The sequence below is a fragment of the Bradyrhizobium sp. T-1 genome (assembly GCF_053592855.1).
In genome coordinates, this window is the sequence record NZ_CM132115.1 from 7263367 (window position 1) to 7289690 (window position 26324).

31 protein-coding genes are annotated in these 26324 nt (G+C 65.0%); 17 read left to right on the forward strand and 14 right to left on the reverse strand.

Annotated features, from left to right (window positions below):
* Window positions 1-33 precede the first annotated feature (33 nt).
* The 5 genes from ACWAT4_RS34675 to ACWAT4_RS34695 form a co-directional block, all read right to left on the reverse strand.
* Entirely contained in the window at window positions 34-1776 is a 1743-nt protein-coding gene (locus tag ACWAT4_RS34675) for a SulP family inorganic anion transporter (protein WP_449729204.1), read from the reverse strand.
* Window positions 1777-1889: 113 nt separating this feature from the next.
* The gene (locus ACWAT4_RS34680) at window positions 1890-2162 is read right to left on the reverse strand and encodes a helix-turn-helix domain-containing protein (RefSeq protein WP_026201995.1); all 273 of its coding nucleotides are present in this window, start codon (window positions 2160-2162) and stop codon (window positions 1890-1892) included.
* 405 nt (window positions 2163-2567) lie between these two features.
* Window positions 2568-4616 carry an elongation factor G gene (locus tag ACWAT4_RS34685; RefSeq protein WP_449729205.1) on the reverse strand — a complete coding sequence of 683 codons (2049 nt, stop codon included), beginning with the start codon at window positions 4614-4616 and terminating at the stop codon, window positions 2568-2570.
* Window positions 4617-4783: 167 nt separating this feature from the next.
* Window positions 4784-5263: a DUF992 domain-containing protein gene (locus tag ACWAT4_RS34690; protein WP_212297013.1), complete on the reverse strand. Its 480-nt coding sequence runs from the start codon at window positions 5261-5263 to the stop codon at window positions 4784-4786.
* Between the two features lie 424 nt (window positions 5264-5687).
* Window positions 5688-6890: a pyridoxal phosphate-dependent aminotransferase gene (locus tag ACWAT4_RS34695; RefSeq protein WP_212297014.1), complete on the reverse strand. Its 1203-nt coding sequence runs from the start codon at window positions 6888-6890 to the stop codon at window positions 5688-5690.
* 646 nt (window positions 6891-7536) lie between these two features.
* Between ACWAT4_RS34695 and ACWAT4_RS34700 the strand changes: the two genes are divergently transcribed.
* From ACWAT4_RS34700 to ACWAT4_RS34725, 6 genes are all read left to right on the forward strand, one after another.
* Window positions 7537-8187 (forward strand): glutathione S-transferase family protein, encoded by a 651-nt coding sequence (locus ACWAT4_RS34700; protein ID WP_212297015.1) that lies wholly within the window; start codon window positions 7537-7539, stop codon window positions 8185-8187.
* Between the two features lie 154 nt (window positions 8188-8341).
* Complete coding sequence (locus ACWAT4_RS34705; protein WP_212297016.1) at window positions 8342-8518, forward strand: hypothetical protein; 177 nt, start codon at window positions 8342-8344, stop codon at window positions 8516-8518.
* A gap of 70 nt (window positions 8519-8588) precedes the next feature.
* Window positions 8589-8750: a hypothetical protein gene (locus tag ACWAT4_RS34710; protein WP_212297441.1), complete on the forward strand. Its 162-nt coding sequence runs from the start codon at window positions 8589-8591 to the stop codon at window positions 8748-8750.
* Window positions 8751-8880: 130 nt separating this feature from the next.
* Window positions 8881-9693, forward strand: coding sequence for a PAS-domain containing protein (locus ACWAT4_RS34715; protein WP_212446520.1), 813 nt, complete (start codon window positions 8881-8883; stop codon window positions 9691-9693).
* Window positions 9694-9768: 75 nt separating this feature from the next.
* Window positions 9769-10224, forward strand: a complete 456-nt coding sequence (locus ACWAT4_RS34720) for a GNAT family N-acetyltransferase (protein ID WP_212297018.1) — start codon at window positions 9769-9771, stop codon at window positions 10222-10224.
* Window positions 10225-10482: 258 nt separating this feature from the next.
* Window positions 10483-11424, forward strand: coding sequence for an aldo/keto reductase (locus tag ACWAT4_RS34725; protein ID WP_449729206.1), 942 nt, complete (start codon window positions 10483-10485; stop codon window positions 11422-11424).
* A gap of 16 nt (window positions 11425-11440) precedes the next feature.
* On the opposite strand, the gene ACWAT4_RS34730 is transcribed toward ACWAT4_RS34725, so the two are convergent.
* The 3 genes from ACWAT4_RS34730 to ACWAT4_RS34740 form a co-directional block, all read right to left on the reverse strand.
* Window positions 11441-11764: an antibiotic biosynthesis monooxygenase family protein gene (locus ACWAT4_RS34730; RefSeq protein WP_212427320.1), complete on the reverse strand. Its 324-nt coding sequence runs from the start codon at window positions 11762-11764 to the stop codon at window positions 11441-11443.
* A 242-nt stretch (window positions 11765-12006) separates the two neighbouring features.
* A complete protein-coding gene (locus ACWAT4_RS34735; protein WP_449731304.1) occupies window positions 12007-13224 on the reverse strand; it encodes a DUF1501 domain-containing protein in 1218 nt (405 codons plus the stop codon).
* 2 nt (window positions 13225-13226) lie between these two features.
* Window positions 13227-14804 (reverse strand): DUF1800 domain-containing protein, encoded by a 1578-nt coding sequence (locus ACWAT4_RS34740; RefSeq protein WP_449729207.1) that lies wholly within the window; start codon window positions 14802-14804, stop codon window positions 13227-13229.
* Between the two features lie 114 nt (window positions 14805-14918).
* On the opposite strand from ACWAT4_RS34740, the gene ACWAT4_RS34745 reads away from it, so the two are divergent.
* The 3 genes from ACWAT4_RS34745 to ACWAT4_RS34755 all read left to right on the forward strand — a co-directional run bounded on the left by ACWAT4_RS34745 (window position 14919) and on the right by ACWAT4_RS34755 (window position 16374).
* Window positions 14919-15122: a cysteine-rich CWC family protein gene (locus ACWAT4_RS34745; protein WP_449729208.1), complete on the forward strand. Its 204-nt coding sequence runs from the start codon at window positions 14919-14921 to the stop codon at window positions 15120-15122.
* Window positions 15123-15328: 206 nt separating this feature from the next.
* A complete protein-coding gene (locus tag ACWAT4_RS34750; RefSeq protein ID WP_249154535.1) occupies window positions 15329-15898 on the forward strand; it encodes a hypothetical protein in 570 nt (189 codons plus the stop codon).
* The gene (locus tag ACWAT4_RS34755) at window positions 15895-16374 is read left to right on the forward strand and encodes a hypothetical protein (RefSeq protein WP_449729209.1); all 480 of its coding nucleotides are present in this window, start codon (window positions 15895-15897) and stop codon (window positions 16372-16374) included. The genes ACWAT4_RS34750 and ACWAT4_RS34755 overlap by 4 nt, the downstream gene beginning before the upstream one ends.
* A 16-nt stretch (window positions 16375-16390) precedes the next feature.
* Here the strand turns inward: ACWAT4_RS34755 and ACWAT4_RS34760 are convergent, their stop codons facing one another.
* The 3 genes from ACWAT4_RS34760 to ACWAT4_RS34770 all read right to left on the reverse strand — a co-directional run bounded on the left by ACWAT4_RS34760 (window position 16391) and on the right by ACWAT4_RS34770 (window position 18217).
* Complete coding sequence (locus tag ACWAT4_RS34760) at window positions 16391-17089, reverse strand: glutathione S-transferase family protein (protein ID WP_449729210.1); 699 nt, start codon at window positions 17087-17089, stop codon at window positions 16391-16393.
* A gap of 121 nt (window positions 17090-17210) precedes the next feature.
* Entirely contained in the window at window positions 17211-17441 is a 231-nt protein-coding gene (locus ACWAT4_RS34765) for a hypothetical protein (protein WP_212427317.1), read from the reverse strand.
* Entirely contained in the window at window positions 17438-18217 is a 780-nt protein-coding gene (locus tag ACWAT4_RS34770; protein ID WP_212297025.1) for a TSUP family transporter, read from the reverse strand. The genes ACWAT4_RS34765 and ACWAT4_RS34770 overlap by 4 nt, the downstream gene beginning before the upstream one ends.
* Before the next feature lie 311 nt (window positions 18218-18528).
* On the opposite strand from ACWAT4_RS34770, the gene ACWAT4_RS34775 reads away from it, so the two are divergent.
* The 6 genes from ACWAT4_RS34775 to ACWAT4_RS34800 all read left to right on the forward strand — a co-directional run bounded on the left by ACWAT4_RS34775 (window position 18529) and on the right by ACWAT4_RS34800 (window position 23754).
* The gene (locus ACWAT4_RS34775) at window positions 18529-19443 is read left to right on the forward strand and encodes a LysR substrate-binding domain-containing protein (protein WP_212446525.1); all 915 of its coding nucleotides are present in this window, start codon (window positions 18529-18531) and stop codon (window positions 19441-19443) included.
* 173 nt (window positions 19444-19616) lie between these two features.
* Window positions 19617-19844 carry a hypothetical protein gene (locus ACWAT4_RS34780; RefSeq protein WP_212297027.1) on the forward strand — a complete coding sequence of 76 codons (228 nt, stop codon included), beginning with the start codon at window positions 19617-19619 and terminating at the stop codon, window positions 19842-19844.
* A 90-nt stretch (window positions 19845-19934) separates the two neighbouring features.
* A complete protein-coding gene (locus ACWAT4_RS34785; RefSeq protein ID WP_212427316.1) occupies window positions 19935-20165 on the forward strand; it encodes a hypothetical protein in 231 nt (76 codons plus the stop codon).
* A 92-nt stretch (window positions 20166-20257) separates the two neighbouring features.
* The gene (gene uvrB / locus ACWAT4_RS34790; protein WP_212427315.1) at window positions 20258-23197 is read left to right on the forward strand and encodes an excinuclease ABC subunit UvrB; all 2940 of its coding nucleotides are present in this window, start codon (window positions 20258-20260) and stop codon (window positions 23195-23197) included.
* A gap of 72 nt (window positions 23198-23269) precedes the next feature.
* A complete protein-coding gene (locus tag ACWAT4_RS34795; RefSeq protein ID WP_449731305.1) occupies window positions 23270-23464 on the forward strand; it encodes a hypothetical protein in 195 nt (64 codons plus the stop codon).
* Window positions 23465-23472: 8 nt separating this feature from the next.
* On the forward strand, window positions 23473-23754 hold the full coding sequence (locus ACWAT4_RS34800) for a hypothetical protein (RefSeq protein ID WP_449729211.1): 282 nt from the start codon (window positions 23473-23475) through the stop codon (window positions 23752-23754).
* 107 nt (window positions 23755-23861) lie between these two features.
* Here the strand turns inward: ACWAT4_RS34800 and ACWAT4_RS34805 are convergent, their stop codons facing one another.
* The 3 genes from ACWAT4_RS34805 to ACWAT4_RS34815 all read right to left on the reverse strand — a co-directional run bounded on the left by ACWAT4_RS34805 (window position 23862) and on the right by ACWAT4_RS34815 (window position 25140).
* Window positions 23862-24224: a hypothetical protein gene (locus ACWAT4_RS34805; protein WP_449729212.1), complete on the reverse strand. Its 363-nt coding sequence runs from the start codon at window positions 24222-24224 to the stop codon at window positions 23862-23864.
* Window positions 24225-24229: 5 nt separating this feature from the next.
* Window positions 24230-24616, reverse strand: coding sequence for a hypothetical protein (locus ACWAT4_RS34810; RefSeq protein WP_449729213.1), 387 nt, complete (start codon window positions 24614-24616; stop codon window positions 24230-24232).
* Between the two features lie 278 nt (window positions 24617-24894).
* Window positions 24895-25140 (reverse strand): hypothetical protein, encoded by a 246-nt coding sequence (locus ACWAT4_RS34815; protein ID WP_212297034.1) that lies wholly within the window; start codon window positions 25138-25140, stop codon window positions 24895-24897.
* A gap of 184 nt (window positions 25141-25324) precedes the next feature.
* Here ACWAT4_RS34815 and ACWAT4_RS34820 point away from each other — a divergent pair, with 184 nt between their 5' ends.
* Together ACWAT4_RS34820 and ACWAT4_RS34825 are read left to right on the forward strand one after the other, a co-directional pair.
* Window positions 25325-25774, forward strand: a complete 450-nt coding sequence (locus ACWAT4_RS34820) for a nuclear transport factor 2 family protein (RefSeq protein WP_449729214.1) — start codon at window positions 25325-25327, stop codon at window positions 25772-25774.
* A gap of 229 nt (window positions 25775-26003) precedes the next feature.
* Window positions 26004-26282, forward strand: a complete 279-nt coding sequence (locus ACWAT4_RS34825) for a hypothetical protein (RefSeq protein ID WP_212297036.1) — start codon at window positions 26004-26006, stop codon at window positions 26280-26282.
* The last annotated feature ends 42 nt before the right edge of the window (window positions 26283-26324 follow it).

The window sequence follows — 26324 nt, forward strand, 5'->3', positions numbered from 1 at the left end:
CGCGTCCGGCCGGTCCTGTCAAGCAGGCGGAGGCTACACCGTGGCTTCGGCCGCGCCGGGGGCTGCCTTGATATCCGCGACCGCGCGCTCGATGGTCTGACGATAACGCGCGCGTCGCGGGCCCACACCGTGCGTCAGCAAGGCACGGCGGACCGTGGGCGAAGCCCCCGTGATGAACAGCCGGATGCCCTGGCGCTGGGCTTTGGCCGCGACGCGCCCCAACACATTCGCCGCCGTCGAGTCCAGGAACGGCACCGCCGCGAAATCGACGACGAGCGCCTTGCGCTTGTCGGCGATGCCGTCGAGCACGCCGCCGATGGCCGACGCCGCACCGAAGAAGAACGCACCGGTGATGCGGTAGACCAGCACGTCGCGATCGACCGCAAGCGCGGGATCATAAGGCACGCGTTCGCCATTGCCGTCATCGGGCCGATCCGCCGCGACCAGCGGCGAGCGCTCCTCGATGCCGGTCATCTCGGCCATGCGATGGATGAACAGCACCGCGCCGAGCGCGAAGCCGACCAGGATGCCTTCGGTCAGATCGCGGAAGATCGTGAGCAGGAAGGTCGCGAGCAGAACGACGGCATCGCCCCAGGAGGAGCGCAAAAGCGTGGCGAATTCGTGCTTCTCCGCCATGGTCCAGGCCACCACCACGAGCACGGCGGCGAGCGCGGCGAGCGGGATGTAGCTTGCAAGCGGCGCCGCGATCAGCATGAACAGCAGCAGAAACACCGAATGCAGCATGCCTGCCAGCGGCCCGCGGGCGCCGGCGCGGATGTTGGTCGCGGTGCGCGCGATCAGGCCGGTGACGCAGATGCCGCCGAACAGCGCCGAACCGATATTGGCGGCGCCTTGCGCGACGAGCTCGCAATTGGAGCGGTGACGGCGGCCGGTCATGCCGTCGGCGACCACTGCCGACAGCAGCGATTCGATGGCCGCGAGCAGCGCGAAGGAGATCGCATCCGGCAGCACCGCTTTCGCCTTCTCGAACGAAAACGCCGGCAGCGCCGGCGACGGCAATTCGCGCGGGATGCCGCCGAAGCGCGATCCGATCGTCTCAATCGGCAGCGACAGCACGGCGGTCGCGACCGCCGCGAGCACGACCGCGATCAGGATCCCGGGCCAGGACGGCCGCCAGCGACGCAGGCCGGCAATCACGACGATGCTGCCGATCGCGACCGCGACCGCGGACGGATTGACGGTGTGCAGGCCTCCGGCGAGCGCCATGAGCTTCGGAAGGAACTCGCTCGGCTCCTTCGAGACAAGCGTGATCCCGCCGAGATCGCGGAGCTGGCTCGCAAAGATGATCACGGCGATGCCGGCGGTGAAGCCGACCGTCACCGGATAGGGAATGAACTTGATGTAGGTACCGATCCGCAGGAAACCCGCGGCAATCAGAAAGAGACCCGCCATCAGAGTGGCGAGGATCACGCCGTCGGCGCCGTGACGCTCGGCGGTCGCCGCAACCAGCACGATGAAGGCGCCGGCCGGTCCGCCGATCTGGAACCGGCTGCCGCCGAGCAGCGAGGCGATGAAGCCGCCGGCCACGGCGGTGTAGAGGCCGCGATCCGGCGTCACGCCCGAGGCGATCGCGATCGCCATCGACAGCGGCAGCGCGACGATCGCAACCGTGAGGCCTGCGAACACATCGGCGCGGAAGTCCGCGAGCCCATACCCCTCGCGCCAGACGGTGACGAGTTTTGGCATGTACAGTTCGGCAAAGGTCGGCTGACGCAGCCGAGATAGCCCGCTTGCGTGATCGCTTGTGATGCTCATTTCAGCAAAGTGCTCCGCTGGCCCCACAATGCTCCGATGCATCGTGCGTCCCGTGTTGCCGAGGTGCGACGATGCGCTAGCCCATCTTGATCTCGAGCACGATCAACGCGCGATCATGCCCCAACGCGACGCGGTGGCCCCGGCTCCTTGAGGCGAACGCCGCGTCCGCCGCTGTCGCTGCGGACCTGTTCGCCGATCAGCTCGACGCCGGCCCGATCGAACGCCTCGACCACCTTGATCAAAGTCTCGACCACGCCGCGCACATTGCCGGTCGAGGCCTCCATCCGCTGGATGGTCGGCAACGATACGCCGGCGAGCTCGGCCAGGGTTTTCTGGTCGATGCCAAGCAACGCGCGGGCTGCCCGCATCTGGAATGACGTGATCACCTTGGCCTCACGTATCAGAACTTATAAGTGATATCTAGTACATATACAATGATGTAAAATACATCATATGGAGGCGAACGCAAGTGCCTCCTCCGTCATTGCGAGCGCAGTGGACGGGATCAAGGGCGACGGCCCGGCTGCAGCAGCGGGCCGTGCATCCTTCGAAGCTCCCACGGGACGCGTTGCGTCCCATGGCTCGGACCTCCAGCGACAACGGCTTCGCCGTCGCGCGGGGATGACGGAGCTAGGGCTCCGCTGCGTTCGCGATGACGTGTGGAGAGGCGCGGCCTTGCATGAAAACGCCGCGCGCACGGAGAAAGCTCCTCGCTCCCTCTCCCCGTGAAGAACGGGGAGAGGGAGTGAGAGAGTGGCGCCTGCCTGACCGCGCTTACCGCGCGGAGCCGATCACGCCGCGTGCTGATGCGCAGCGATGATCTGATCGGCGGCTCGTCCCGTGACTTCGGCCATGTGGTCGAACTGACGGGTGAAGCTGCCGGCACCGGCCGTGGCCGAACGGAGCTCGACGATCAGCTCGCCGATCTCGGCTTCGGGCATCATGGCGCGCACGCAGTCCCAGCCGCTCCAGCCGTCGCGGGTGTCGAAGCCGAGGATCTGGCCGCGCCGCGCCGACAGGATCGCGTTGATCTTGGCGGTGGCGTCGGTCGGACAGACGATCTCGACCACGTGGATCGGCTCCAGCAACACCGACTGACATTGCGGCAGGCCTTCGTTCAATCCGACCCGCGCCGCCGTGCGGAAGGCCAGGTCGGAGGAGTCGACGCTGTGATAGGAGCCGTCGGTCAGCGTCACCTGCAGATCGGTCACGGGGAAGCCGAGCGGACCGCGCGCGAGCCCGTCGACAACGCCCTCCTCCACCGCGCCGATATAGTTGCGCGGCACCGCGCCGCCGACGACCTTCTCGGCGAACTTGAAACCCTCGCCGCGCGGCAGCGGCTTGATGTCGAGCACGACATCGCCGAACTGGCCGTGACCGCCGGACTGCTTCTTGTGGCGGCCGCGCTGGGTGATCGGCTTGCGGATGGTCTCTTGGTAGCCGATCGCCGGCGGATGCGAGGCAATCTTGACGCCGAAGCGGTCGCTCAACCGCTCGTTTGCGACGCGCAGGTGCATCTCGCCCTGCCCCCACAGCACGGTGTCGTGGGTCTGGGCGTTCTGCACGACGACGAGCGACGGATCCTCTTCGTGCAGTCGCATTAAGGCCTGGCCGAGCTTGACGTCGTCCTTGCGATCGGTGGCAGCAACCGACATGGCGAGCACCGGTGGCGTCGGCTCCGAGGCTGCAAGAGCAGCCGGCGCGGTCTTGCCGCTCGAGACGGTGTCGCCGGTCTTGACCGCATCAAGCTTGGCGAGCGCCACGGTGTCACCGGCTTCGGCCGAGGCACGCTTGCTGTCGTAAGCGCCGCTCACGGCGAGAATACCGGAGATGCGGCTCACACCGCCGGAGGAGGATTGCAGCGTGGCACCGTCGTCGAGATGGCCGCCGAGCAGCCGCGTCAGCGACAGCTTTCCGCCGTGCTGCGAGTGCAGAGTCTTGAAGACGAAGCCAAGAGCGTCCTTCGCAGCGGGCGCGCCGAGACGTTTTGCGGTCTCGGCAATGCCGGGCGCCTCATGGCGCAGCGCCTTCATCAGACGCAGCACGCCGTTCTCGCGCGCGGCCGCGCCGAGGAGGACGGGGCAAATCAGCCCCTCACGCAATTCGCGGGCGAGGTCGTCGAACACGGCATCGCGCGGCGGCTGGATATCTTCCAGCAATTGCTCCATCAGCGCGTCGTCGTGATCGGCGAGCTTCTCCAGCATCGAGAAGCGGGCTTCCTTCTCGCGATCGAGATTGCCGCCGTCGAGCGCAACCACCTCGGAGGCCTTGTGCTCGCGATAGATGAACGCACGTTCCAGCGCGAGATCGACAAAGCCTTCGATCAGCTCGCCCTTCCAGATCGGGATCTGGCGCAGCACCAGCGGCACGCGCGAAGCGGGCTGCAGCATCGCGAGCGTCTCGCGGATGCGCTCGTTGGCGCGGTCGATCTTGTTGAGGAACAGGAAGCGCGGGATCTTCAGCTCTTCCAGCTCGCGCAGGATGATCTGAAGCTGCGGCAGCTTCTTCTCGTCGGCCTCGCAGACCACGACGGCGGCATCGACGGCAGGAAGCGCGGCGCGCATGTCGTGGGCAAACTCGACGGAACCGGGACAATCGAGGAAGGTGTAGCTGTCGCCCATGAAACTCGTGGTGGCGGCAGTGAGCCCGACAGTCATCTTGTGATGACGGGCCTCGGGGGTGGCGTCGCCGACGGAAGTTCCGGCGTCGACGCTGCCGGCGCGGGGGATTGCACTCGTGCGCGCCAGGATTGCTTCGAGAAGTGTGGTTTTACCGCTTTGGAAAGGGCCCACCAGCGCAATGCACCGTGGACCTCGGGGACTTCTGACGTCTTGTCCCATTCGCCGCCTCCTTGGTGTGGAGCTCGGCCCATGATTGGGTCGGCAAACGCAGATGCTCTGCCCGTCCCCGAGATTTGGCAAGCGTCAAACGTCGCTGCGGTGCGTCGTCAGTGTTCCACCTCTCCCCGCTGGGGAGAGGTCAAGAGAAAGCCTCGTCTGCAAATATCTCAACGGCCCGGACGAAGTTCCAGGCTTTCGAGTCCGGCCGCAACGTTGAGCCCGACCTGCCCCTGCACGCTGAGCGGCTGAAGCGCGATCGAGTTGTTGGAGCCGCCGACCAGCACATTGCCGCCGAGGCCGACGCCCACCGAGGCGCTGCCTTGCGCGCCGGCATAATCGCCGGAGAGATCGCCGGGGCCGAGCCGATTGACCGGCGCGAACACGCCCCAGGCGAGCGCCGTCTCCTGGGTGATGCCGATGTCAAGGCCGACTTTGCGGATCGTCGCGACGTAGCGATCTTCGGGCAGACCGTCGGCGCGCAGCACGCAGCCGAGATGGGTCACCGATCCCACCACAAAACCGATGCTCGCGCCGCCGCGGCATTCCAGCACGCCGACCTTCACCAAGCGCGACTGTGCACTGGCGCCCGCGACGGAGACGACGAGGCTCGCGGCAGTGAGCCCGGCGAGGAGGAGTGAGCGGCGCATGAAAATCTCCGGCGATGAATGTGATGCGGGCAGAGAGGGCGCGCTGCAAGCGACGCGCGATGGTCTATGCCACAAGAGTGTTGTGGGTGCCAGATCGGAGGGCATCTAAAATCGAACGCGCGGATAGAGCCCCTCACCCCACCCTCTCCCCGTAAGAACGGGGCGAGGGAGTGCACGAGTGTGCGCCCCTTACCGTGGCAATCAATAGAACGCGCTAGCGGACGCGAGCCAACCTCTCCCCGCCCTTCTGCGGGGAGAGGTCGGATTGCCCCGGCGATGCGAAGCATCGTCCGGCAGCAATCCGGGTGAGGGGGTCGAGCACGATGCCGGCCAGAGCAACAGCCCATCCGACTCCACCCAATCGAAACACGCATAAAAAAGGCCCGCCGAAGCGGGCCTTTCCAATTTGCATGTCGCGACAGGCCTAGCGCAGATTACCGCAGAAGCGCTGGATGCGCTTGCAGGCGTCTTCGAGATCCGAGGTCTTGGTCGCGTAGGAGATGCGGAACGCCGGGCCGAGGCCGAAGGCCGAGCCCTGCACCACGGCGACGCCTTCGGTCTCCAGGAGCTCGGTGACGAACTGCTCGTCGTTGGAGATCACATTGCCCGACGGCGCCTTCTTGCCGATCGTGCCGGCGCAGGACGGATAGACGTAGAACGCGCCCTCGGGGCGCGGGCACTCGATGCCGTTCGCCTGGTTGAGCATGGAGACGACGAGGTCGCGGCGCTCCTTGAACACCTTGTTGTTGGCAGGGATGAAGTCTTGCGGACCGTTCAGCGCTTCCACCGATGCCCACTGCGCGATCGAGCAGGGGTTCGAGGTCGACTGCGACTGGATGGTCGACATCGCCTTGATGAGCTGAGCCGGACCGCCGGCATAACCGATACGCCAGCCGGTCATGCAATACGCCTTCGAGACACCGTTCACGGTGAGCGTGCGGTCGTAGAGGCTGGGCTCGACCTGCGCGACGGTGGTGAACTGGAAGTCGTCATAGACGAGGTGCTCGTACATGTCGTCGGTCATCACCCACACATGCGGATGCCTGACCAGCACGTCGGTGAGCGCCTTGAGCTCGGCCTTGGTGTAGGCCGCGCCGGTCGGGTTCGACGGCGAGCACAGGATCACCCATTTGGTCTTGGGTGTGATCGCGCGCTCGAGCGCCTCGGCCCCGAGCTTGAAGCCGGTCGCGGCGGTGCAGACCACCGGCACCGGCTCGCCGCCGGCGAGCGCCACCATCTCGGGATAGCTGACCCAATAGGGCGCGGGGATGATCACCTCGTCGCCCGGATTGATGGTCGCCATCAGCGCGTTGTAGAGCACCTGCTTGCCGCCGGTGCCGACGATGATCTGGTTCGGCTTGTAGGCCACGCCGTTCTCGCGCTGAAACTTCGCGATGATGGCTTCCTTCAGCTCAGGGATACCGTCGACCGCGGTGTACTTGGTCTTGCCGGCTTCAATGGCGCGGATCGCCGCCAGCTTGATGTTCGCGGGCGTATCGAAGTCGGGCTCGCCGGCGCCGAGGCCGATGACGTTGCGGCCCGCCGCTTTCAGCGCGCGTGCTTTATCCGTGACCGCGATGGTCGCGGACGGCTTCACACGGTCGAGCGCAGCGGCAAGGAAGGACATCGTCATCTCCTGACAAGCGTCGTGAACCCTTTGGCCTCACGACTCCAATTGTGGGAATGCAGACACCCTAAAACGTGTGCCGCTGCACCGCAAGAAACTTCGGCCCGATCTCGCAAAAGTTTACCGATTTCCTGCGGCCGGAGGCTCGATTTCCCGCAATTTTCCGTAACTTTGCCGGGCAAACCGCTCATATCCGGCAAGCCTTGTCCTCGGAGCAATTTTGCGTGTTGCGTGCCGCTACGAAACCAGCACGCCGTCATGCCCGGGCTTGTCCCGCCTGCCCGCCCGAAGCCGCTTCGGCGAGGCGAAGGCCCGGGCATCCGCGTTCTTCGTTCCGCGGGGCAAGGCGTGGATGGCCGGGACAAGCCCGACCATGACGATGTGGAAGCATCAACGGCCTAAATCCAACAGCTCCCGCTCTCTCGCACACGATCGCGCGAAGCGATGAGTCGCGCATGCTGACGCAAGCGTGATCTGATTTGCAAATCGCTGCGAACATGATCTTCTCTGGCGTTGCAGTGCGGTAGGCGTTTCGAGTTTTTCTATGGACCAGCCCTTGCGGCGGATTCGCATCGGCATCATTGTTTAGCCGCGGTCCGGGGCAACACGCACCGCACCTTCCCGTCCTTGGAATCGAACTCCCAGAATGTACAAGCTCTATTCGATGCAACGCTCGGGCAACAGCTACAAGGTCCGCCTTGCGCTGGCGCTGTTGAACGTACCCTACGAAGCGGTCGAGGTGGACATTCTGCGCGGCGAGAGCCGCACGCCGGACTTTCTGACCAAAAACCCGTCCGGCCAGGTGCCGTTGCTCGAGGTCGGCGACAGCCGCTTCCTCGCCGAGTCCAACGCCATCCTCTGGTACGTCGCGGTCGGTACGCCGCTCGCGCCGGAGAACCGGATCGATCGCGCCGAGGCGCTGCAATGGATGTTCTTCGAGCAGCACGCGCTCGAGCCCAACATCGGCGCCGCCTATTTCTGGCTGTCGCTGGTCAAGGGCGGCCGCGACCTGCAGACCCACGCGCTCGAGGACTGGATGGAGCGCGGCTATGGCGCGCTCCAGGTGATGGAGAACCACCTCAGGACCAACGCCTACTTCGCCGCGCGCCAGCTCACGGTCGCCGACATCGCCCTGTACGGCTACACCCACCTCGCCGACCGCTGCGATTTTGACCTGGAGCCTTTTCCGGCGATCCGGGACTGGCTGAAGCGCGTCGAGGCTGCGCCCGGCTTCGTGACGATGGACTGGCGCCCCGCCGACATCGACGACCCCGCCAGCATCGCCGCCGGCGCCTGAAACCGGTGAAGCGTTAAGAAATAGCGGGCATGGCGTTAACCTTTGCCGCAATCCTGCCGTTTTCAGAGCGATCACCGCCGCAATATTGCCAGTTGAAATTGTGAAATTGTCCGGCGTCGCGGGTGATTCGCTCGCACGTTGAAGGATTTAGACCATGATTCGGGCGTCCGGCACGGTCGGCTTTCAGAGCCAAACCGATACGGTCTCGTCTTCCCGGCTAACCAACGCGGTGGCGGCCTCGCTCGCCGTTGCGGCGCTGTCGCTGTGTCTGATCGTTACCCTCACGGTACTGTCGACCAAGGCGACCATGGCGATGGGCCTGCCGGTCTGATCCCCGTTTCATCCTCAACAGCCTTCAAGGTGCCGCGCAGCCTCGCGCCGACCGGCATCGCGACAGGACAATGATGAAATCGCCTGTGGTCATCGTCGCAATCACCCTGACCGCGGCCATCCTGGTCGCGGCATCGCTGCTGATTTTCGTCGGCACCCGCAAGGGTCCGGGAATATCGACGCTGAATGCGCCCGCGCCGCAACAGCGCGTCATGCACGCGCATTTGGCCTAAAATGATCTGAAAGCTTTGGACGTGCCTGCAAGCGCCCCTTAAGTGCGCCGCGCGAAACCGGCTTGCGTTCGCGCAACCATAGGTCAGTCTGACCGCCTTATCTCGTTCAGGGAGGAACGAGCGAGGGTCCATGCGGTTCGGATGGCGAGCCATTTCCGGTCCCGTGCTGACGGCAGCGATCGCACTGCTGGCGATTCTGCTCGACCGTCATGCGCCCGCGCTCTCGTTGGCACCGCTGTTCGTCTGTATCGTGGCGTTGGCCGGTTCGCTCTCGGGCTTTGCGTCAGCGCTCGGCAGCGCCGCCATCGCCGTGATCGGCGCGGCGCTGCTCGCGCTCAGCCAGCGCACCGCGCCCGGCTTTGCCGCGGCCGATCTCGCGCAACTCGGGCTGCTGGCGCTGACCACCGCCGGCACAGCAGGCATCACCGGGTTGATGCGCGAGCGCCTGCTCGATGCCTTTGCCGCCGAGCGGCACAACCATGCCACCGCCGCGCGCCTGTCGGCCGCGCTCGACCGGGTCGATATCGGCATCGTGCTGCTCGATGCCGAGACCCGCGCCGAATTCATCAACCGCGCCTTCCGCGATTATTTCGCACTGCCGGACGAGAAGGCCGACGACAAGCCGCCCTTCATCGCGCTGATGTATCACGGCCGCGACACCGGCGCATTCGAGCTGCCGGAGGATGAGCTCGGCGTCTTCATCGCACAGCGCATGGAGATGGTGCGGATCGGCGACGCCACGCCGATCAACATCAATTTGCGCAACGGCGAGGTGCTGCGTTTCGTCTGCACCGCGCTGCCCGACGGCGGCCGCATGCTGAGCTATACGCCGGTGACCGACCTCGTGCGCCACACCGATGCGCCCGGGCGCGCCGACTACTACCGCTCGTTGCGCGATCCCACCGGGCGGAAGCTGATCCGATACCTGCGCGTGGCGGAGTGATGTGCGACGTCGCAATTGATCGATGCGCCCCTCATCACGTATGAAGGACGCTTCATCGGCCCGCGGATTTCCCAGATGTCGCTCACCATTCGCTCCGTCACCCGGCAGGACTACGATCAATGGCTGCCGTTGTGGGACGGCTATAACGCCTTCTATGGCCGCTCGGGCCCGACTGCACTCGCACCCGAGATCACGCGCATGACCTGGCAGCGCTTCTTCGATGCCTATGAGCCGGTGCATGCGCTGGTTGCCGAAAGCGATGGCCGCCTGCTCGGGCTCACGCATTATCTGTTCCATCGCAGCACCACCGCGATCGAGCCGTCCTGCTATTTGCAGGACCTGTTCACGCTGGAAGCGTCCCGCGGCAAGGGCGTCGCCTCGGCGCTGATCTATGGCGTCTATGAGCGGGCCAAGCTCGCGGGCGCGCCGCGCGTCTACTGGCAGACGCACGAGACCAACACCACCGCGCAGAGCCTGTACGACAAGGTCGCGGAGCGCTCCGGCTTCATCGTCTATCGCAAGCTGTTCTAATCCCCCGCCGCACCCTGTGGATAACTCCCTTTGTCACCGGGGCGTTACACACCGGGGCTAGGCTGCAGTCGCGTCTGATCAGGCCCCCCGTCACCGATCAAGCGCCCCAAGCGGTCCCCGTCAGTCGCCGCGTCTGACAGGGGCCGCGTTTTTTTGTCCGTCTCTCTTTGCCAGCATGGCAGCAACGCGGCCAGCCGCTTGCCGGTGCAGCGCACCGCGGTCACAATGGGCGCCTGCTTCGTTCTGACAGGATCTCCCATGGAAATTCGTAATCTCGGCGGCTCCGGCCTGCGCGTGTCTGCGGTCGGGCTCGGCTGCAACAATTTCGGCCAGCGCACCGACCTGGAAACCTCGCGCAAGGTGATCCATCGCGCGATCGATCTCGGCATCACGCTGTTCGACACCGCCGACATCTATGCCGGCCAGGGCGGTTCGGAGACGGTGCTCGGCACCGTGCTCGGCGACCGCCGCAAGGACATCTTGCTCGCCACCAAATATTCCAAGCCGATGGCGGCCGACGGCACCAAGCAGGGCGCCTCGCGCCGCTACATCATGAACGCGGTCGAGGCCAGCCTGACGCGGCTCAAGACCGACTACATCGACCTCTATCAGCAGCATGATTACGATCCGCTGACGCCGATGGAAGAGACGCTGCGCGCGCTCGACGATCTCGTCCGCCAGGGCAAGGTCCGCTACATCGGCCACTCCAACTTTCCGGCGTGGCGCATCGCGGAAGCCGAGTTCACCGCGCGCGCGATGAATGTCAGCCGCTTCGTCTCGGCCCAGGACGAGTACAGCCTCGTCGTCCGCGACATCGAGAAGGATTTGCTGCCCGCAGCCCAGGAGTACAAGCTCGGCCTGTTGCCGTTCTTCCCGCTGGCGAGCGGTCTTCTGACCGGCAAATACCAGCGCGGCGCGACAGCTCCGGCCGACACGCGCTTCGGCAAGGCGCCGGCGCTGCGCGACCGCTACGTGACCCCACGCAACGAGGACATCGTCGAGAAGCTCCAGGCCTTTGCCAAGGCGCGCGGCCACTCGATGCTCGAGCTCGCCTTCTCCTGGCTCGCCGCCCGTCCGCAGGTGTCGAGCGTGATCGCAGGCGCCACCCGCGTCGAGCAGATCGAGCAGAACGTCAAGGCGATCGCCTGGCAGCTCAGCGCGGATGATCTCGCCGAGATCGACAAGATCACGAAGGGCTGATCCTTACGGCGCGGCGCTACTTCGTGCCGCGCCCCACCGTCTGCATCACTTCAAAACCTTCAAACTGGGGATGGCCGAGATAGAGCGGCTTGTTGTCGCCGGCACGGGCGTGCGCCGCGCGAAACGCCTCCGACCTGGTCCAGGCCTCGAACGCCGCGTGGTTCGCCCACACGGTGTGCGAGGCATAGAGCGTGTGGTCCTCGAGCTCGGGCCCTCTGAGCAGATGGAATTCGACGAAGCCCGGCACCTTGTCCAGATGCGTGTCGCGCGACGCCCAGACCTGTTCGAAGGCTGATTCCGAACCCTTGGCGACACGGAAGCGGTTCATGGCGATGTACATGCGGGTGGCCTCCTGATGTGAGCGAAGCACCGCTATCTCACTCCCTCGCTCCGTTCTTACGGGGAGCAGGTGGGGTGAGGGGCCGCCTCCGCGAGTTTGGTCCAGATTGTAGGCGATATGCATGACCTTCGCACGATCGTTGTGCGAGTCGGATGGACCGCTGCTTTGGCAAACGATGTGCACTGCCCCTCACCCGGATCGCTACGCGATCCGACCTCTCCCCGCAAAAGAGCGGGGAGAGGCTAAATTACCAATCCCTTCATCGGCCTTACGCCCGCGCTGTCGGGGAACACCGTCTCGGACAGCACGCGATCCGACAGGCCGAACTGTCCCTGCAGCACGCCCTTGATCACGGAGCGCAGGTCGGTGGTGGGCTTGAGGTCGCGGGCCTCGAAGAGGTTGGCAGGCTTGAGGCCCGGCCAGTCGGAGATGACACGACCACCCTTCACGGCGCCGCCGGCGAGCAGCGCGATGGTGCCGGTGCCATGGTCGGTGCCGTCGGTGCCGTTGATGCGCGCGGTGCGGCCGAACTCGGTGGCGACGATGACGGCGGTGTCGCGCCAGCGATCCCCCAAGCCGCTTTCGAATTCAGCGAGCGCGCCATCGAGCCCACCGAGCAGGAAGGCGAGCCGCCCCACCGGGCCGCCTTCATTGGCATGCGTATCCCAGCCGTCGAAAGCGAGTGCGGCGATACGCGGACCGTCGGCGGCGGCCATCAGCTTGGCCGCGCCGCGCGCGACCTGCCGCATCTGCGCGACCTGGTTGCCGGGCTTCGGCTTCATGTCGTCGCCGCTCGCGGCCTTCTCCAGCTGAAGCCCTTGCGACAGCGCCGAGGCCAGCGCGGGATCGCGATGGCGATAGAGATCGACCAGCCGCATCGCGGTGTCGTCGTCGGCCTGCGGCAGCGCGACGGGCGCCCAGCCGACCGTCGGCGCACTGCCGCGCAGCACCAGCGGCGTGGTCGGACCGATCGCCAGCCCGCTCGACACACGCTCGCCGCGCGGCAGCGCTTCGAGCGCGCGGTTGAGCCAGCCGGACTGCACGCGGCCCGGCCCGGCATAGCCGCTCTCGAGCACGTCCTGGCCGTCGAAATGCGAGCGATCGCGATACGGCGTCGCCACCGCATGGATCACCGCGGCATGCTGGTCGCGGTACATGCGTGCAAATTCCGGCATCGCCGGATGCAGCGCGAAGAAGCCGTCGAGCCTGATCGCGGGATGCGCGCCGTCCACCGCGAGCGCGATCGAGCCGTGCAGGCCGGCATAGTCGGGGTCGCCGACCGGCGCGACGGTCGCGAGCCCGTCGAGAGCGCCGCGCAGGATCACGACGACCAACCTGGGATCGCGGCCGTCGGCGGCGCGCGCAAATTTCGGCAAATAGGCCCAGGCCGCGAAGGAGGCGCCGCCGAGCAGAAGGCCGCGGCGCGAGGTGACGAGCCGGTTTTCGACGCAGTCGACCATCATCATCTCCTCTGCAATTCCGGCGACATCAAGAGCAGCGCCAGCGCTTGCTGACGCGATTCCGCGCGCTCGATAGTCTTGCGCGTTTCGGTTGACGCCGCGTCGCCTGCGGCAAACTCCAGCAAATCGAGCGGATCGATATTGGGCCCGAGCCGTGCGCCCATTTGCGACGCGATGTCGAGCCGGAGCTTCATGCCTTCGGGCGCGGCCCATGCCGCTGTGGTGTCGGGAAACCCGTTGGGTCCGGCCGGCGTCCACAAGGGTTGGCCGAGCAGGTTCAGGCTGTTGAGGTAGAAACCGGGATCCTCCGGCACGCGCGCAAGCAGCCGCCCACTCGCGATCAGGAAATCGTAGGGACTGCGCATCTTGGTCAGCGGCGCCTTCCAGGCTTCGTCGGAATCGACCAGCGCTGTTGCGAGCGCCTTGAGATCGCCGTCGGTCTTGACGAAGACATCGCGCAATCGCGCCACCAGCGCCGGCGGCGGGTCGTCCGCAACGAAGTGCCGAACGAATTTTGTCGCGATGAAATTCGCCGTCGACGGATGGCGCGCGATGTCGGCAAGCGCAGCCTCGCCCTGCGCAAGGCCGGTCGCGTCATAGGTCTTGCCGAGCAGCACCTGCGGACCCGGCTGGTGCGCATTGGCATTGAAGGCAAAGGAGCCCGGCGCCCCGATCTGCCCTTTGCGGCCTGCAAAAGTCCAACCGGTGATGATACGCGCGAGCGACGTGACGTCCTCCTGGATGTAGCCGCCGCCGACGCCGAGCGTATGCAGCTCCATGATCTCGCGCGCCAGATTCTCGTTCAGCCCACGCTTGCGGTTTTGGCCTGCGCGCGAATCCGGCCCCAGCGATTGCTGGTTATCGAGGAAGAACAGCATCGCCGGATGCTGCTCGACCGCCTTCAGCATGTCGGCGAAGCGGCCCAGCACATGCGGGCGGATCGCCTCGCGCTCGAACGCCCCGGCCCACATCCGCGCCAGCTCACCCTTGCTCGCCGAGATGCAGAAATGGTTGGACCAGAACACGACCAGGCGCTCGGTGAAGCCGCAATCGACCATCATCGCGCGTTGCAATCGCGCCAGCGCCTCGGCACGAAAGGTTTTCTGGATCACGTTGAGCGGCTGCGCCGGCTTTGCAGCAGCCGGCGGCGCGGCTGCATTGGGCTGCATGCCGTCGGGTTTCATCGCCGTGTCGGCGGGCTTGCTGTCGGCGGCAGGCTTGGCCTCGGCCCTTTGCCCTGCGATCTCGGTCATCACTGTGTTGAGCGAAAGATTGCGCCGCAGTTGATTGTCGGGCTTCGGATCGGCGGGCGGCGCCGGCGCCTCGGTCGGCGCAGCCGTCTTCGCCGCCTCGCGCGCCTGCTTGACCTGGTCCTGATAGGCAAAGGCGGCCTGCCCGAGCTGCGGCGTCGATTGCAGGCCCGGCGCCTCCAGCAACACGCCAACGGGACGCGCCAGTTCCGCCTTCACGAAGCCTCGGGGATCGGAGGCCGCATTGACGAGATCACCGGATGCGCCGCCGCGGGCACCGAAGCCGAAGCGGTTCAACGCGACGAGAGCGGCTTGCGAATCGCGGGCCATGGATTTGTTCTCCGCGCCATGCCGACCGCTTCCCTGGTCCGTGCGCGGCGCTTAATATACAAGGGGCGGAGATGAACCCGACATGAAAATGACGGCGAAGCTTTTGCGTAAATCATGACAAATCCGAAAGAAATCACGCATCCGCAACCAGCCCCGCGTCGCCTCGCCTGTTCCCGCTGCGGTACCGAATTCGGCTGTGATCTCTCGGGCAGTTGCTGGTGCGCGGAGGAGACCGCCAAGCTGCCGATGCCGGTGAGGGGTGAGGATTGCTTGTGCCGGGAATGTTTGCGGAAGGCAGCAGGGAAGTCCGCGAAATAGTCGGCAGCAACTATTACGCGTTTGGCATCTGACGAAGGCCGGAATCGCGCAAGAGCGCAAAAGTAGAATCCGGCGATCTTCTTAGGGCTCCATTTACCTTCGCGCGGCGGAACCCGTAAAATACCACGTCTCTTAACCAGACACGGCTAAGTTGCAAATCGTTAATTCGAGTACGCCGCATGAGCCGCTTCATTCTCCTGACCTGCATGGCCTTCGTCTCCGCCTTCGTCGGCATCTCTTGGGCACTGCGCGGATTCCCCACCACTTCCTTTTCCTCGATCGCCGAACTGAGGCCGACGCTCACGACAACGTTCGGCGACGAAAGCTCCAAGGCCTATGACCGCAAGATGTGGGAGGCCGAGCACACCGCGATGAGCGACAAGAATCCGAAGCTCGACGCGCTGCGCATGGACGCGTTGCAGGCCGGCACTGCCTACGCCATGTCGCCTTGCGATGACACGATGAAAGCCAATCTCATCGCGGCCACGTCGGCCTATGCGCGCGGCTACGCCAAGATCTACGACTGCCCGAACCCAGCCATGGGAATGCTCTGCAGCGAGAAGAAGCGCGACCAGGCCAACGCGGCATATTCGACGCCGCTCGACGTGCGCGTCAAGGCCGCGCTCGCGGAGGCCTTCGAACAAAAGGGGGTGGTCAAAGAGGATTTCCCCGAGGACATCCGTCTTACGGTTCTGGCATTCGCGGGTCCGGGCCTGTGGTCCGATCCATCACCGGTGTGCTTGCCGCGGCAACGCGCGACGGCGAGCCGCAAATGAACCGCATCTGGTTTTTCGTCTGGGCAATCGTCATCTGGCAGATCGCGGCCTGGGCGTTCGCGCCCGAGCCAAAGACCCGGTCAGCGGCTCCGATCGACGGCCCGGGATACGGCACCAACGAAAAATATTCGGTGGACGGGAGAGTGAGACGGCGTGAGAGCGCCATCGCCACGCTGGAACGGCCTTATGGCGCCCGCTGCACGGGCGAGAGCCGAAAGCAGTTCATAAACGGCATCGATGAATACTACTATCAGCGCCAGAACCAGATGGAGCGCTATCCCGAAACGTTCGGCAAGCCCGGTGCCGACTACATCGCAAAACAATGGTCGACGGGCGAGGACAAGCGCATCGAGCGCCTGACTCAGGAAGCGTACGCGCAAGGCTATTTCGCGCTCGCTGACTTGAACAACGTCGCGCGTAAGATGGTCGAAACCGTCGTGAGGAATGAGCGCGTCACGGTAAGAGCCTGCGGGTGATAAAAGTCGCACAGCCTCACACGGGATACCCCGGCGACTTCCGCGCCATGCCGTCGAACGCATCGAGCAGCTTTTCGCGCCAGACATAAACCGGATCGTCGGCTTCGAGCAGCCTGAACGGGCTCACCACGCGCGCCCATTGGAAGCCACCGAACACGATGTAGTCGGCATAGTTCGGCGCAGCGCCGCCGAGATAGGGCTGCGTCTTGAACGTCTGCCGCATGATTTCCAGCGATTTGCGGAATCCGATGATGCCGCTGTCGCGGCTCGCCATGATCTCTTCCAGCTTCTTGCCGCCGAAGCGAGCTTCGCGCGATTGACGGAAATAGGCGGCATCGACCTCGGCCAGATTCCTTGGAATGTCGGCGATGATCAGCGGAAAGATACCGCCGACGATGGCAATGTCGCCCCACGCATTGATCATGCGCGCCATGGCGCGGCCGCCCTCGCCGCCGAACAGCGACGGGCTGTCCGGGAAATTGTCTTCGAGATAATTCGCGATGGTCCAGGAATCGACCACCGGCCTGTCGTGATGCAGCAGCACCGGAACCCGCTCCGAGCCGTGCGGCGCGATTCTGCTCTTCTCGGTGAAACGCCAGGGCAGCGATTCCGCCGTCAGCCCCTTATGCGCCAGTGCCATCCGCGTGCGCCAGCAATAGGGGCTGAAGGGACGCGAGGCATCGGTGCCGACGAGTTCGTAGAGCTTGAGCGACATGAAGGGTCTCCACAGGCTCCGTCATTGCGAGGAGCTCTTGCGACGGAGCAATCCAGGACTGTCGCCGCAGATGCATTCTGGATTGCTTCGCTTGCGCTCGCAATGACTCTGTGGAGAGATGCTAGCGTCCGTTCGCTCGCAGCAGCCGCTCGCCGTCTTCCGTCACCGCGATGATCAGGCCGATGCCGGGCAGTGCCTCGCGTGCGACGAAGCCGCGATCGGCGGCGTCCTCCCAGATGGTGAGGCGCGGGCACGAGGTTTTCCAGGTCGAGATCACTTCGGCATAGGCGCGCGGCTCGCGCGCGATCCATTCGACGAAGTCCAGCACCAGCGGGTCGGCCGTCTCGCTCATTGCAAACCTCCCTTGTCGAAGGCAGCCAGCACCGGCGTCCGAACCATGAGCCAGCCGCCATAGGCGATGTAGTAACAGGCGATGGTGGTGATCAGCTTGTTCGACCAGGCGATGAATTGCTGGTCGGTCATGGCTTCGAGGATGCGCCGCGCCAGCGTGGTGCCGAGCATCGAGGCGAGAATTGCGACGCCGGCGAGCACGGGATCGAGGCTCGCCGCCTGGTCGATGATGCCGCCGAAATAGATCAGCTTGGTGAAATGACTGACGAGCTGGCACATCGCCTTCGTCGCCACCTTCTCGCGCCGGCCGAAATCGCCGCCGAGGAAGAATGTGTCAAGCAGCGGACCGGAGACGCCGGTCATCAGCATCAAGCCCATGCAGATCGTGCCATAGACGGTGCCCTGCCAGAGTCTATCAGGGTCGGGCTTGATGTTGGTGGGCAGCAGCCGCGCCATGAACGGCGTCGCACCAAGCAGCAGCAGCGCCATCGGCTTGTCCGGCACGTAGCGGGTGAGCGACCAGGCTCCGAGCGCAACGGCAGCGCCAACCATATAGTTCGCGACCGGCCGCCAGCGGATATGCTTGCGCCACAGCAGAGCACGCCAGCCATTCGAGGCCATCTGCGTGATCGCATGCAGCACCATCGCGGTCGGCAGCGGCATCAGGGCCAGCAGCACGCCGATCAGGATCAGCCCGCCCGCCATGCCGAACAGCCCCGACAGGAACGCGGTGGCGACCATCAGCAATCCAAGGGCAGCGATCATGATGGGCGTCACGAGGGGTCTCCTGTAGACAGGTAAGGGACGCAAGCTGCTTATTCTCCCTCGCCCCGCTTGCGGGGAGAGGGTGGGGTGAGGGGGAGTCTCCGCGAGGGAGGCGATAGTTGGACTCGCGGAGAGGACCCCCTCACCCGGAATTTGCTTGCGCAAATTCCGGCCTCTCCCCGCAAGCGGGGAGAGGCGAAGAGGGCACCGCCGCCGGCTCAACAAATCAGCGCGAATTACGCTGATGTTTGTGCCTCGCTTGCCGCCTGCGCGCAAACTGAGTTATCTTGGCCTGGCATCAGCTTTCCTGAGGGTCGGTTCATTTGCGGCGGCTGCTCTTTCTCAACGGCATCAAGGCATTCGAGGCGGCGGCGCGGACCGGCAGCTTTGCTGCGGCGGGCGTCGAGCTGAGCGTGTCGGCGGCCGCCGTCAGCCGCATGGTGCATCTGCTGGAAGAGCGGCTCGGCGTCGCGCTGTTCGAGCGCAAGGCCAACAGGCTGGTGCTGACCCAGGCGGGGCGCGCCTATCAGAGCGGCCTGACGCCGATTTTCGACGCGCTCGCCAGCCTCACCGCGCAGGTGACGGCGCCCTCCGGCGTGCGCGTGCTCACCATCGGCGTCGGCCATACCTTTGCGATGCGCTGGCTGATCCCGCGCCTGTCGGAATTTCGCAGCGAGGAGCCCGACATCGAGGTGCGCTTCACGACCGGCGGCGCGTCGGTGCCGTTCGGCGAGGACTGGAGCTGCGGCATCAAGCTCGGCACCGGTGACTGGCCGGGGCTGGTGGCCGAGCCCTTGTTCGCCGGCGATCTGACGCCGGTCTGCGTGCCCCGGCTCGCCACCTCATTGAAGCGTCCGGCCGACCTCAAGGGCCCCAGCCTGATCCGCGTCGAGCACTCGCCGGAGGACTGGCCGATCTGGCTGAAAGCCGCGAACCTCACCCGCATCAATCCGCGCGGGCCGGAGTTCCAGTTCTACGGCCAGGCGCTGCAGGCCGCCGCCGACGGGCTCGGCATCGCCATGGGCATCCGGCCCTATATCGACGACGACCTCGCCGCCGGCCGGCTGGTCGCGCCGTTCGACCTCGCGGTGCCCAAGGGCATGCGCTGGTACCTGCTCTACCGCAGCTTCCAGACCGAACAGCGCGATTTTGCCGCGTTCCGCCGCTGGATCATGCGGGCGGCAGCGGAACCTGCGGCCCGTCCGCGACGGTTCGGACGTACCGCCGGACGGAACTAGATTCTTGTTTTGACGCGTTTTCTTAACGCGAACCGGTCGCCACTTCGCTCGAAAGCGCTCTGGCCCTCAACCGTTCGGTTGAAAAAGCCGGACGCTTGTGAACCGCTTCACATTTCGAAATCCGCAAACGTGGTCCTCTAACCCTCCGACACGAGAGTATTTGGGGACTACCAATGACGACCCTTTACGACGGCTTTGACATCGAATCCTTCGAAGCTGGCAAGGGCCTATGGCACGCCCGTATCCGGCGCGCCGATTTCAGCCCGGTTGCCATCGACGGCGTGCTGTTTCCGACCATGGAAGTCGGCTTCGCCTGGCCCGATCCGGACGCTGCGATCGCCGACGCCAAGCACCACATCGACCGCTTCCGCCGGCACGCCGACGACAGCGACGACGAATAGGCCCGGCATGATCCGGAACAGTGTGAAGCGGTTTTCCGGACATGCTCAAACAACAGCGACAGCGCGGCATAGCAGGGGGGACACCGGTTCATGTCAATCATCGACTACGACGACGCTGCGCGACCAAAAATCTATTCACGCAAGGTGCTGGCGATCTGCCCGGAATGCGAGGGTGATCTCACGGTGCTCCGGGTGATCGGCGGCCGTGCCGGCTGCGAATACTGGACCATGCGCTGCACCGATTGCGGCGGGATCCATCTCGACATCCTCGAGCCGCGCCTGACGGTCGTGGACGGCGACGGACCGCTGCCGGCGGCGTAGCCCCGAGCCTACTGCCAACCTGCTGTCAGCAGCCTGCACAGGGACGTAGCTTCGCCCTTTTCTGAGGGGCGGACTCGTCCCATATTCGGGGCATGGCGAAGAAACCTGCTCCCCCAAAATCCCCAAAATCCAAGGCTGCTAACAAGGCACCGAACTCGAAGGCGCACCGTCCAGACGTGCAGCCGATCGGGCCGGCGCTGGCCGAACTTTTGAACCCCGCGATCAATCGCGGTGATGCTGGCCTTGGATCGGGCACCGGGTTGCAGCCGCCACCGGACAATTCGCGCGACCGCCGTGCGGGAGGTGAGGCCGCCGCGCATCGGGCGCGCGCGTCGACGCCGAGGGATTTCCCCAACCCTCCCCCGCGTGCGGGGGAGGGAAAGGGTGGGGGCGGGCTGGAAGAAGCGCCGCAGGCCAATTACGGAACTGCGGCCACGATCCCGACGCTCGATCCGGAACTGGCGCGGCAGCTCGGCCTTCCCACCGAAGAGGACGATGCCGAGGCGCTGGCGCGACCGCCGCGCTCCAAGATGGAGGCGCTCGGCGTCAAGGCCACGGCCGACGCGCTGGAATCGCTGATCCGCGAGGGCCGGCCCGAGTTCCGCAAGGACGACGGCTCCCTGAAGGTGTGGACGCCGCACCGGCCACCGCGCCCGGAAAAGTCCGAAGGCGGCGTGCGCTTCGAGATCAAATCGGAATACGAGCCGCGCGGCGACCAGCCGACCGCGATCAAGGAGCTGGTCGAGGGCATCGAGCGCAACGACCGCTCGCAGGTGCTGCTCGGCGTCACCGGCTCGGGCAAGACCTACACCATGGCCAAGGTGATCGAGGCGACGCAGCGGCCCGCCATCATCCTGGCGCCGAACAAGACGCTCGCCGCCCAGCTCTATGGCGAGTTCAAGAGCTTCTTCCCGGACAACGCAGTCGAGTACTTCGTCTCGTACTACGACTATTACCAGCCGGAAGCGTATGTCCCCCGCACGGACACCTACATCGAAAAGGACTCGTCGATCAACGAGCAGATCGACCGCATGCGCCACTCGGCGACGCGCGCGCTGCTCGAACGCGACGACGTCATCATCGTTGCGTCCGTGTCCTGCATCTACGGTATCGGCTCGGTCGAGACCTACACCGCGATGACGTTTGCGCTGAAGAAGGGCGAGCGCATCGACCAGCGCCAGCTGATCGCCGACCTCGTTGCGCTCCAGTACAAGCGGACGCAAGCCGATTTCACCCGCGGCACCTTCCGGGTCAGGGGCGACGTCATCGACATCTTCCCGGCGCACTATGAAGACCGCGCCTGGCGCGTGAACCTATTCGGCGACACCATCGAGAATATCGAGGAGTTCGATCCGCTCACCGGCCACAAGCAGGATGAGCTCGAATTCATCAAGATGTACGCCAATTCGCACTATGTGACGCCGCGCCCGACGCTGGTGCAGGCGATCAAGTCGATCAAATCGGAGCTGAAGCAGCGGCTCGACCAGCTTCACGACCAGGGCCGCCTGCTGGAAGCGCAGCGGCTGGAGCAGCGCACCACCTTCGACCTCGAGATGATGGAGGCGACGGGAAGCTGCGCCGGCATCGAGAACTATTCGCGCTATCTCACCGGCCGCCTGCCCGGCGAGCCGCCGCCGACGCTGTTCGAATATGTTCCCGACAATGCGCTGGTGTTCGCCGACGAAAGCCACGTCACCGTACCGCAGATCGGCGGCATGTTCCGCGGCGACTTCCGCCGCAAGGCGACGCTGGCCGAATACGGTTTTCGTCTGCCCTCCTGCATGGACAACCGCCCGCTCCGCTTCGAGGAGTGGGACATGATGCGGCCGCAGACGGTCGCGGTGTCGGCGACGCCGAGCGGCTGGGAGCTGAACGAAAGCGGCGGCGTGTTCGTCGAGCAGGTCATTCGCCCCACAGGCCTGATCGATCCGCCCGTCGACATCCGCCCCGCCCGCACGCAGGTGGATGATCTGGTCGGCGAGGTGCGCGCGACAGCCCAGGCCGGCTATCGCTCGCTGATTACGGTTCTCACAAAACGCATGGCGGAGGATCTCACCGAATATCTGCATGAGCAGGGCATTCGCGTCCGCTACATGCACTCGGACATCGACACCATCGAGCGCATCGAGATCATCCGTGACTTGCGCCTCGGCGCCTTCGACGCGCTGGTCGGCATCAACCTCTTGCGCGAAGGTCTCGACATTCCCGAATGCGCGCTGGTCGCCATTCTCGATGCCGACAAGGAAGGCTTTCTGCGCAGCGAGACTTCGCTGATCCAGACCATCGGCCGCGCCGCGCGCAACGTCGACGGCAAGGTGATCCTCTATGCCGACCAGATGACGGGCTCGATGGAGCGCGCCATCGCCGAGACCAACCGCCGCCGCGAGAAGCAGGTCGAGTACAACACCGCCAACGGCATCACGCCGGCGAGCGTGAAGAAGAACATCGGCGACATCCTCAACTCCGTCTATGAGCGCGACCACGTGCTGGTCGAGGTCGGCGGCCACGACATGACCGACGACGTCATCTCGATCGGCCACAACTTCGAAGCCGTGCTCGCCGATCTCGAAACGCGCATGCGCGAGGCCGCCGCCGATTTGAACTTCGAGGAAGCCGCCCGCCTCCGCGACGAAGTCAAGCGCCTGCGCGCCACCGAGCTCGCGGTGGTCGACGATCCCACCGCGAAGCAGCGCACCGTCGCGGGCAAGGCCGGCGCCTATGCCGGCACCAGGAAATACGGCGATGCCGCCAATCTGCCGGTCAGCGCGATGAAGAAAAAGACCGTGAGCTCCGCGCTGAAAGCGAGCGGCGGCGGCAGCGGCTCGAAGGTGCACAAGCCGCATCTCGACGAGATGCACGGGCCGGAATCGCTGCCCTACCGCGCCAACCAGGCGCTGCCATCAAAGCCGTTCGGCAGCACCAGCCGGATCATCCAGCCGACGGACTCGCGGCAATCGGGGCCGGAGTTCGGGCCGGCGCCGAAGTCGACGGGCGGCGCGCCGGGGCGGCGGGGTGGGTGGAAGAAGAGGTAGGGCTAACCTGGCAATGAGAAGACGCTCTTCCTGCGAAGCAAGTCTCTGGAAGCGCGGGGCTGGTTGCTGGATGTGCTGAAATGCGTGGAGTCGCTAGGCAAGCGTGAGTTCACGTTGGAGGAAGCCTATGCCTTCGACCGGCATCTCGGCGATCTTTATCCGGGCAACCAGAATGTCAGACCAAAGATACGCCAACAGCTTCAATATCTGCGCGACCGTGGATTTATCGAGTTCGTTTCTCGCGGCAGCTACCGTTTGAAGACGTGAGGTCCGAGATGGTCTGGTTCCTGAACTTCTACCGCTGCGACCGTTGCAGGAAGGTATGGACCGATGAATGGTCGTGCACCTGCGACGACAAGTGCCCGCACTGCGGCTTCCGCGACATGACGCCGTTCAAGAGTGAGGATTTGACGGAGCTTATCGTGGAAGAGGGTAACGGGTTCGTTGTGCTCCGCTCGTCCGAAGAAGCCGAGGATGATCCGGACTACGAGGAACTGGGTCGCTTTCCGACGCGAGATGCGGCGAAGGCATTCTTAGGCGCCCACCACCCGGAATGACGTTTGTGTTTCGCGGGCTGTCTTGCGGAGCTTTCCAAGCCACTGACGTCCGTGGCTATGGAATCCGGGCTCGCCGCTTCGCGGCGCCCCGGAATGACGAAGCTCTCTCACCCCGCGATCGTCACCAGCAGCGAGAGCAGCAGCACCGATGCCATGAGCTGCAGCGATGTCGCCGGCTTCGCGCGCCAGCGGGCGATCTTTTCGGAGAAGGACAGGCTCGCGTCGAAGAATTGCGCTTCGTAGCCGCTCTTGACCCTCGGGAAGGCCGAGCCGACCGAGACGACGAAGATGCTGTAGAAGATCGACGCCAGCGCGATGGTGAGCACGGGACTGCTGCCGTGGTGATCTCCCAGCAGCTTCACCATCAGTGACGTCGCGGCGAAGATTGGGAAGCCCTGAAGGATTGTCGTGAGCGTAAAGCCTTCGAGCCAATTGAGCGGGCCAGATTTCGATGCGGTGATGAAGGGCATGGCGCTCACCCCACGCTCGCCGTCACCACCGCCATCACCGACAGCAGCAGCACGATCGCGACCAGTTGCAGCGAGGCGACGGGGTGGGTGCGCCATGCCGCGATCTTGTCGGAGAGCGACAGGCTGCCATCAAAGAATGTTGGTTCGTAGACGGTCTTGAAGAGTGCCGCGAAGCTCGGGCCCAGAGTCACCGCAAGCAACGCGTGAACCAGCGAGGCAACAGCGACGAAGATGGCGACGCCGGGGTCGCCGACGAGGTCGTGGTTGCCGCACAGCTTGAGCAGCAGCGCGGCGGTGGCAAAGGTCGGGAAGCTCTGGAGGATCGTGGTCAGCGCAAAGCCTTCGAGCGCGTTGCGCAGGCGGGACTTTCTCGCGGCGGCGATGACGGCCATGGCACGTCTCCCTCATGACATGCCGATGACATTAGCGGGACCGGGAGAGGCGCGATGTGAGATGAGTCACGCGGCGCTGTTAACCTCGCCCCGCTTGCGGGGAGAGGTCGGAATTCGCGCGAAGCGCGGATTCCGGGTGAGGGGATACAGGTCCATCGACGATCTCATCCACGGAGAGAGGCGCCTCACCCCAACCCTCTCAGCGCGAGCGAAGCTCGTCGCGGCCCCGCGAAGAGCGGAGCAAGGGGGCGGACCGTCAACGCGGGCCGAGGAATGCCTTACAGCTTGCCCTGCCCGTTCACCTGGCTCTGCTGTTGCTGCCTTTCCCGCTGCTCTTGCTGTTCCTTGGCGTGGTGGCGGCCGTAGAGGCAGCCGGCGGCGGCGCCGAGAACGCCGTGATGGCCGGCATAATGGCCGGCAACGCCGCCGACGACGGCGCCCTTGATGCAGCCCTTGGCGTTGGCGGCGGAGGTCGCGCCCAGCATGAGCAGCGCGACGGCGACGGCGGTGAGCGGGGATTTCATGGACGATGTCTCCTGCGGTGTCGGCGTCTCAACGAACCAGGAGCGGGCTGGGTTCCCCCACTCGTGAACCACCGTACGGTCAAGCACGACCAATCGCCGAGGGTCCCATATTTTTTGCGGATTGATGGATCAGCACACCGCGCGATAGCGTTTGCAATCCACGGCCAACGCGGGCGGGAGCCGCATGACGGTTGAATCGTTGAACAAGCAACGCGTGCTGCATCTGCTCGATACGTTCGCACGCGGCGATATCGAGGCCGCGCTGTCGTGCTGCACCGACGACGTCGACTTCCTCACCCATGCCCCGATCGACGTGCTGCCGCATATGACCCCGCGCCACGGCAAGGCCGAGCTGCGCGAGCTGTGGCAGACGGTCTGGTCGCGCTACTCCGAGATTCGTTACAAGGCACCGCACGTCGTCGCCGACGGCGACGAGGTCGCGACCTACCTGCACGGCTATTTCACCAAGCGCAGCAACGGCCGCATCGTGCAGTTCGACATGGCGGTGTTCTACACCTTCCGGAACGGGCAGGTCGCAGAGATCCGCGAGATCATCGATTCCTACGATCTGGTGCAGCAGGTGCTGGAGCGGGAGATCGGGCCGCTGATCGTGGGGACGAAGGACGGGGAGTAAGGCTCTCCCAGCGTCGTCCTGGCGAAAGCCAGGATCCATTACCCGAATGCCAATTTGGCGCGCACCTGCCGACTACCAGCCTGCCCATGAGCGAGGGCGGTGGTTATGGGTCCTGGCCTTCGCCAGGACGACAGCGAGGATTTGGCGCGACCTCGGACGTGAACCTCCCTCGCCCCTCTCCAGACCCATCCACGGGGCGTTATGCACGCCGGCAGGGTGATGTGTGCCGATGAAAGTCGCGTTGCTTGCAATCTTGGGGCTGTTCCTGGGGGCGTTGGGCGGAGCCGCGCTCGGCATCGGCGCCGGGCTTGCCTGGGTCGAGATCGCGCAAACCACGAGTTTCGAGGGCTATAGCGCCATGCTGGTGTTCTTCACCTTCATGCCGCTCGGCGCTGCCATTGGCGGGATCGGGGGCGCAGTGCTGTTCGGCCTGCTGGCCATACGCGACGACGCCATTGCGATTGAACGGACCCAAGCTGCGGAACCGGCGCGCGGCCGGGACCGGTAAAATTACGGGGTTCTATTGTAAATCTCACACTTTGCGCTCACT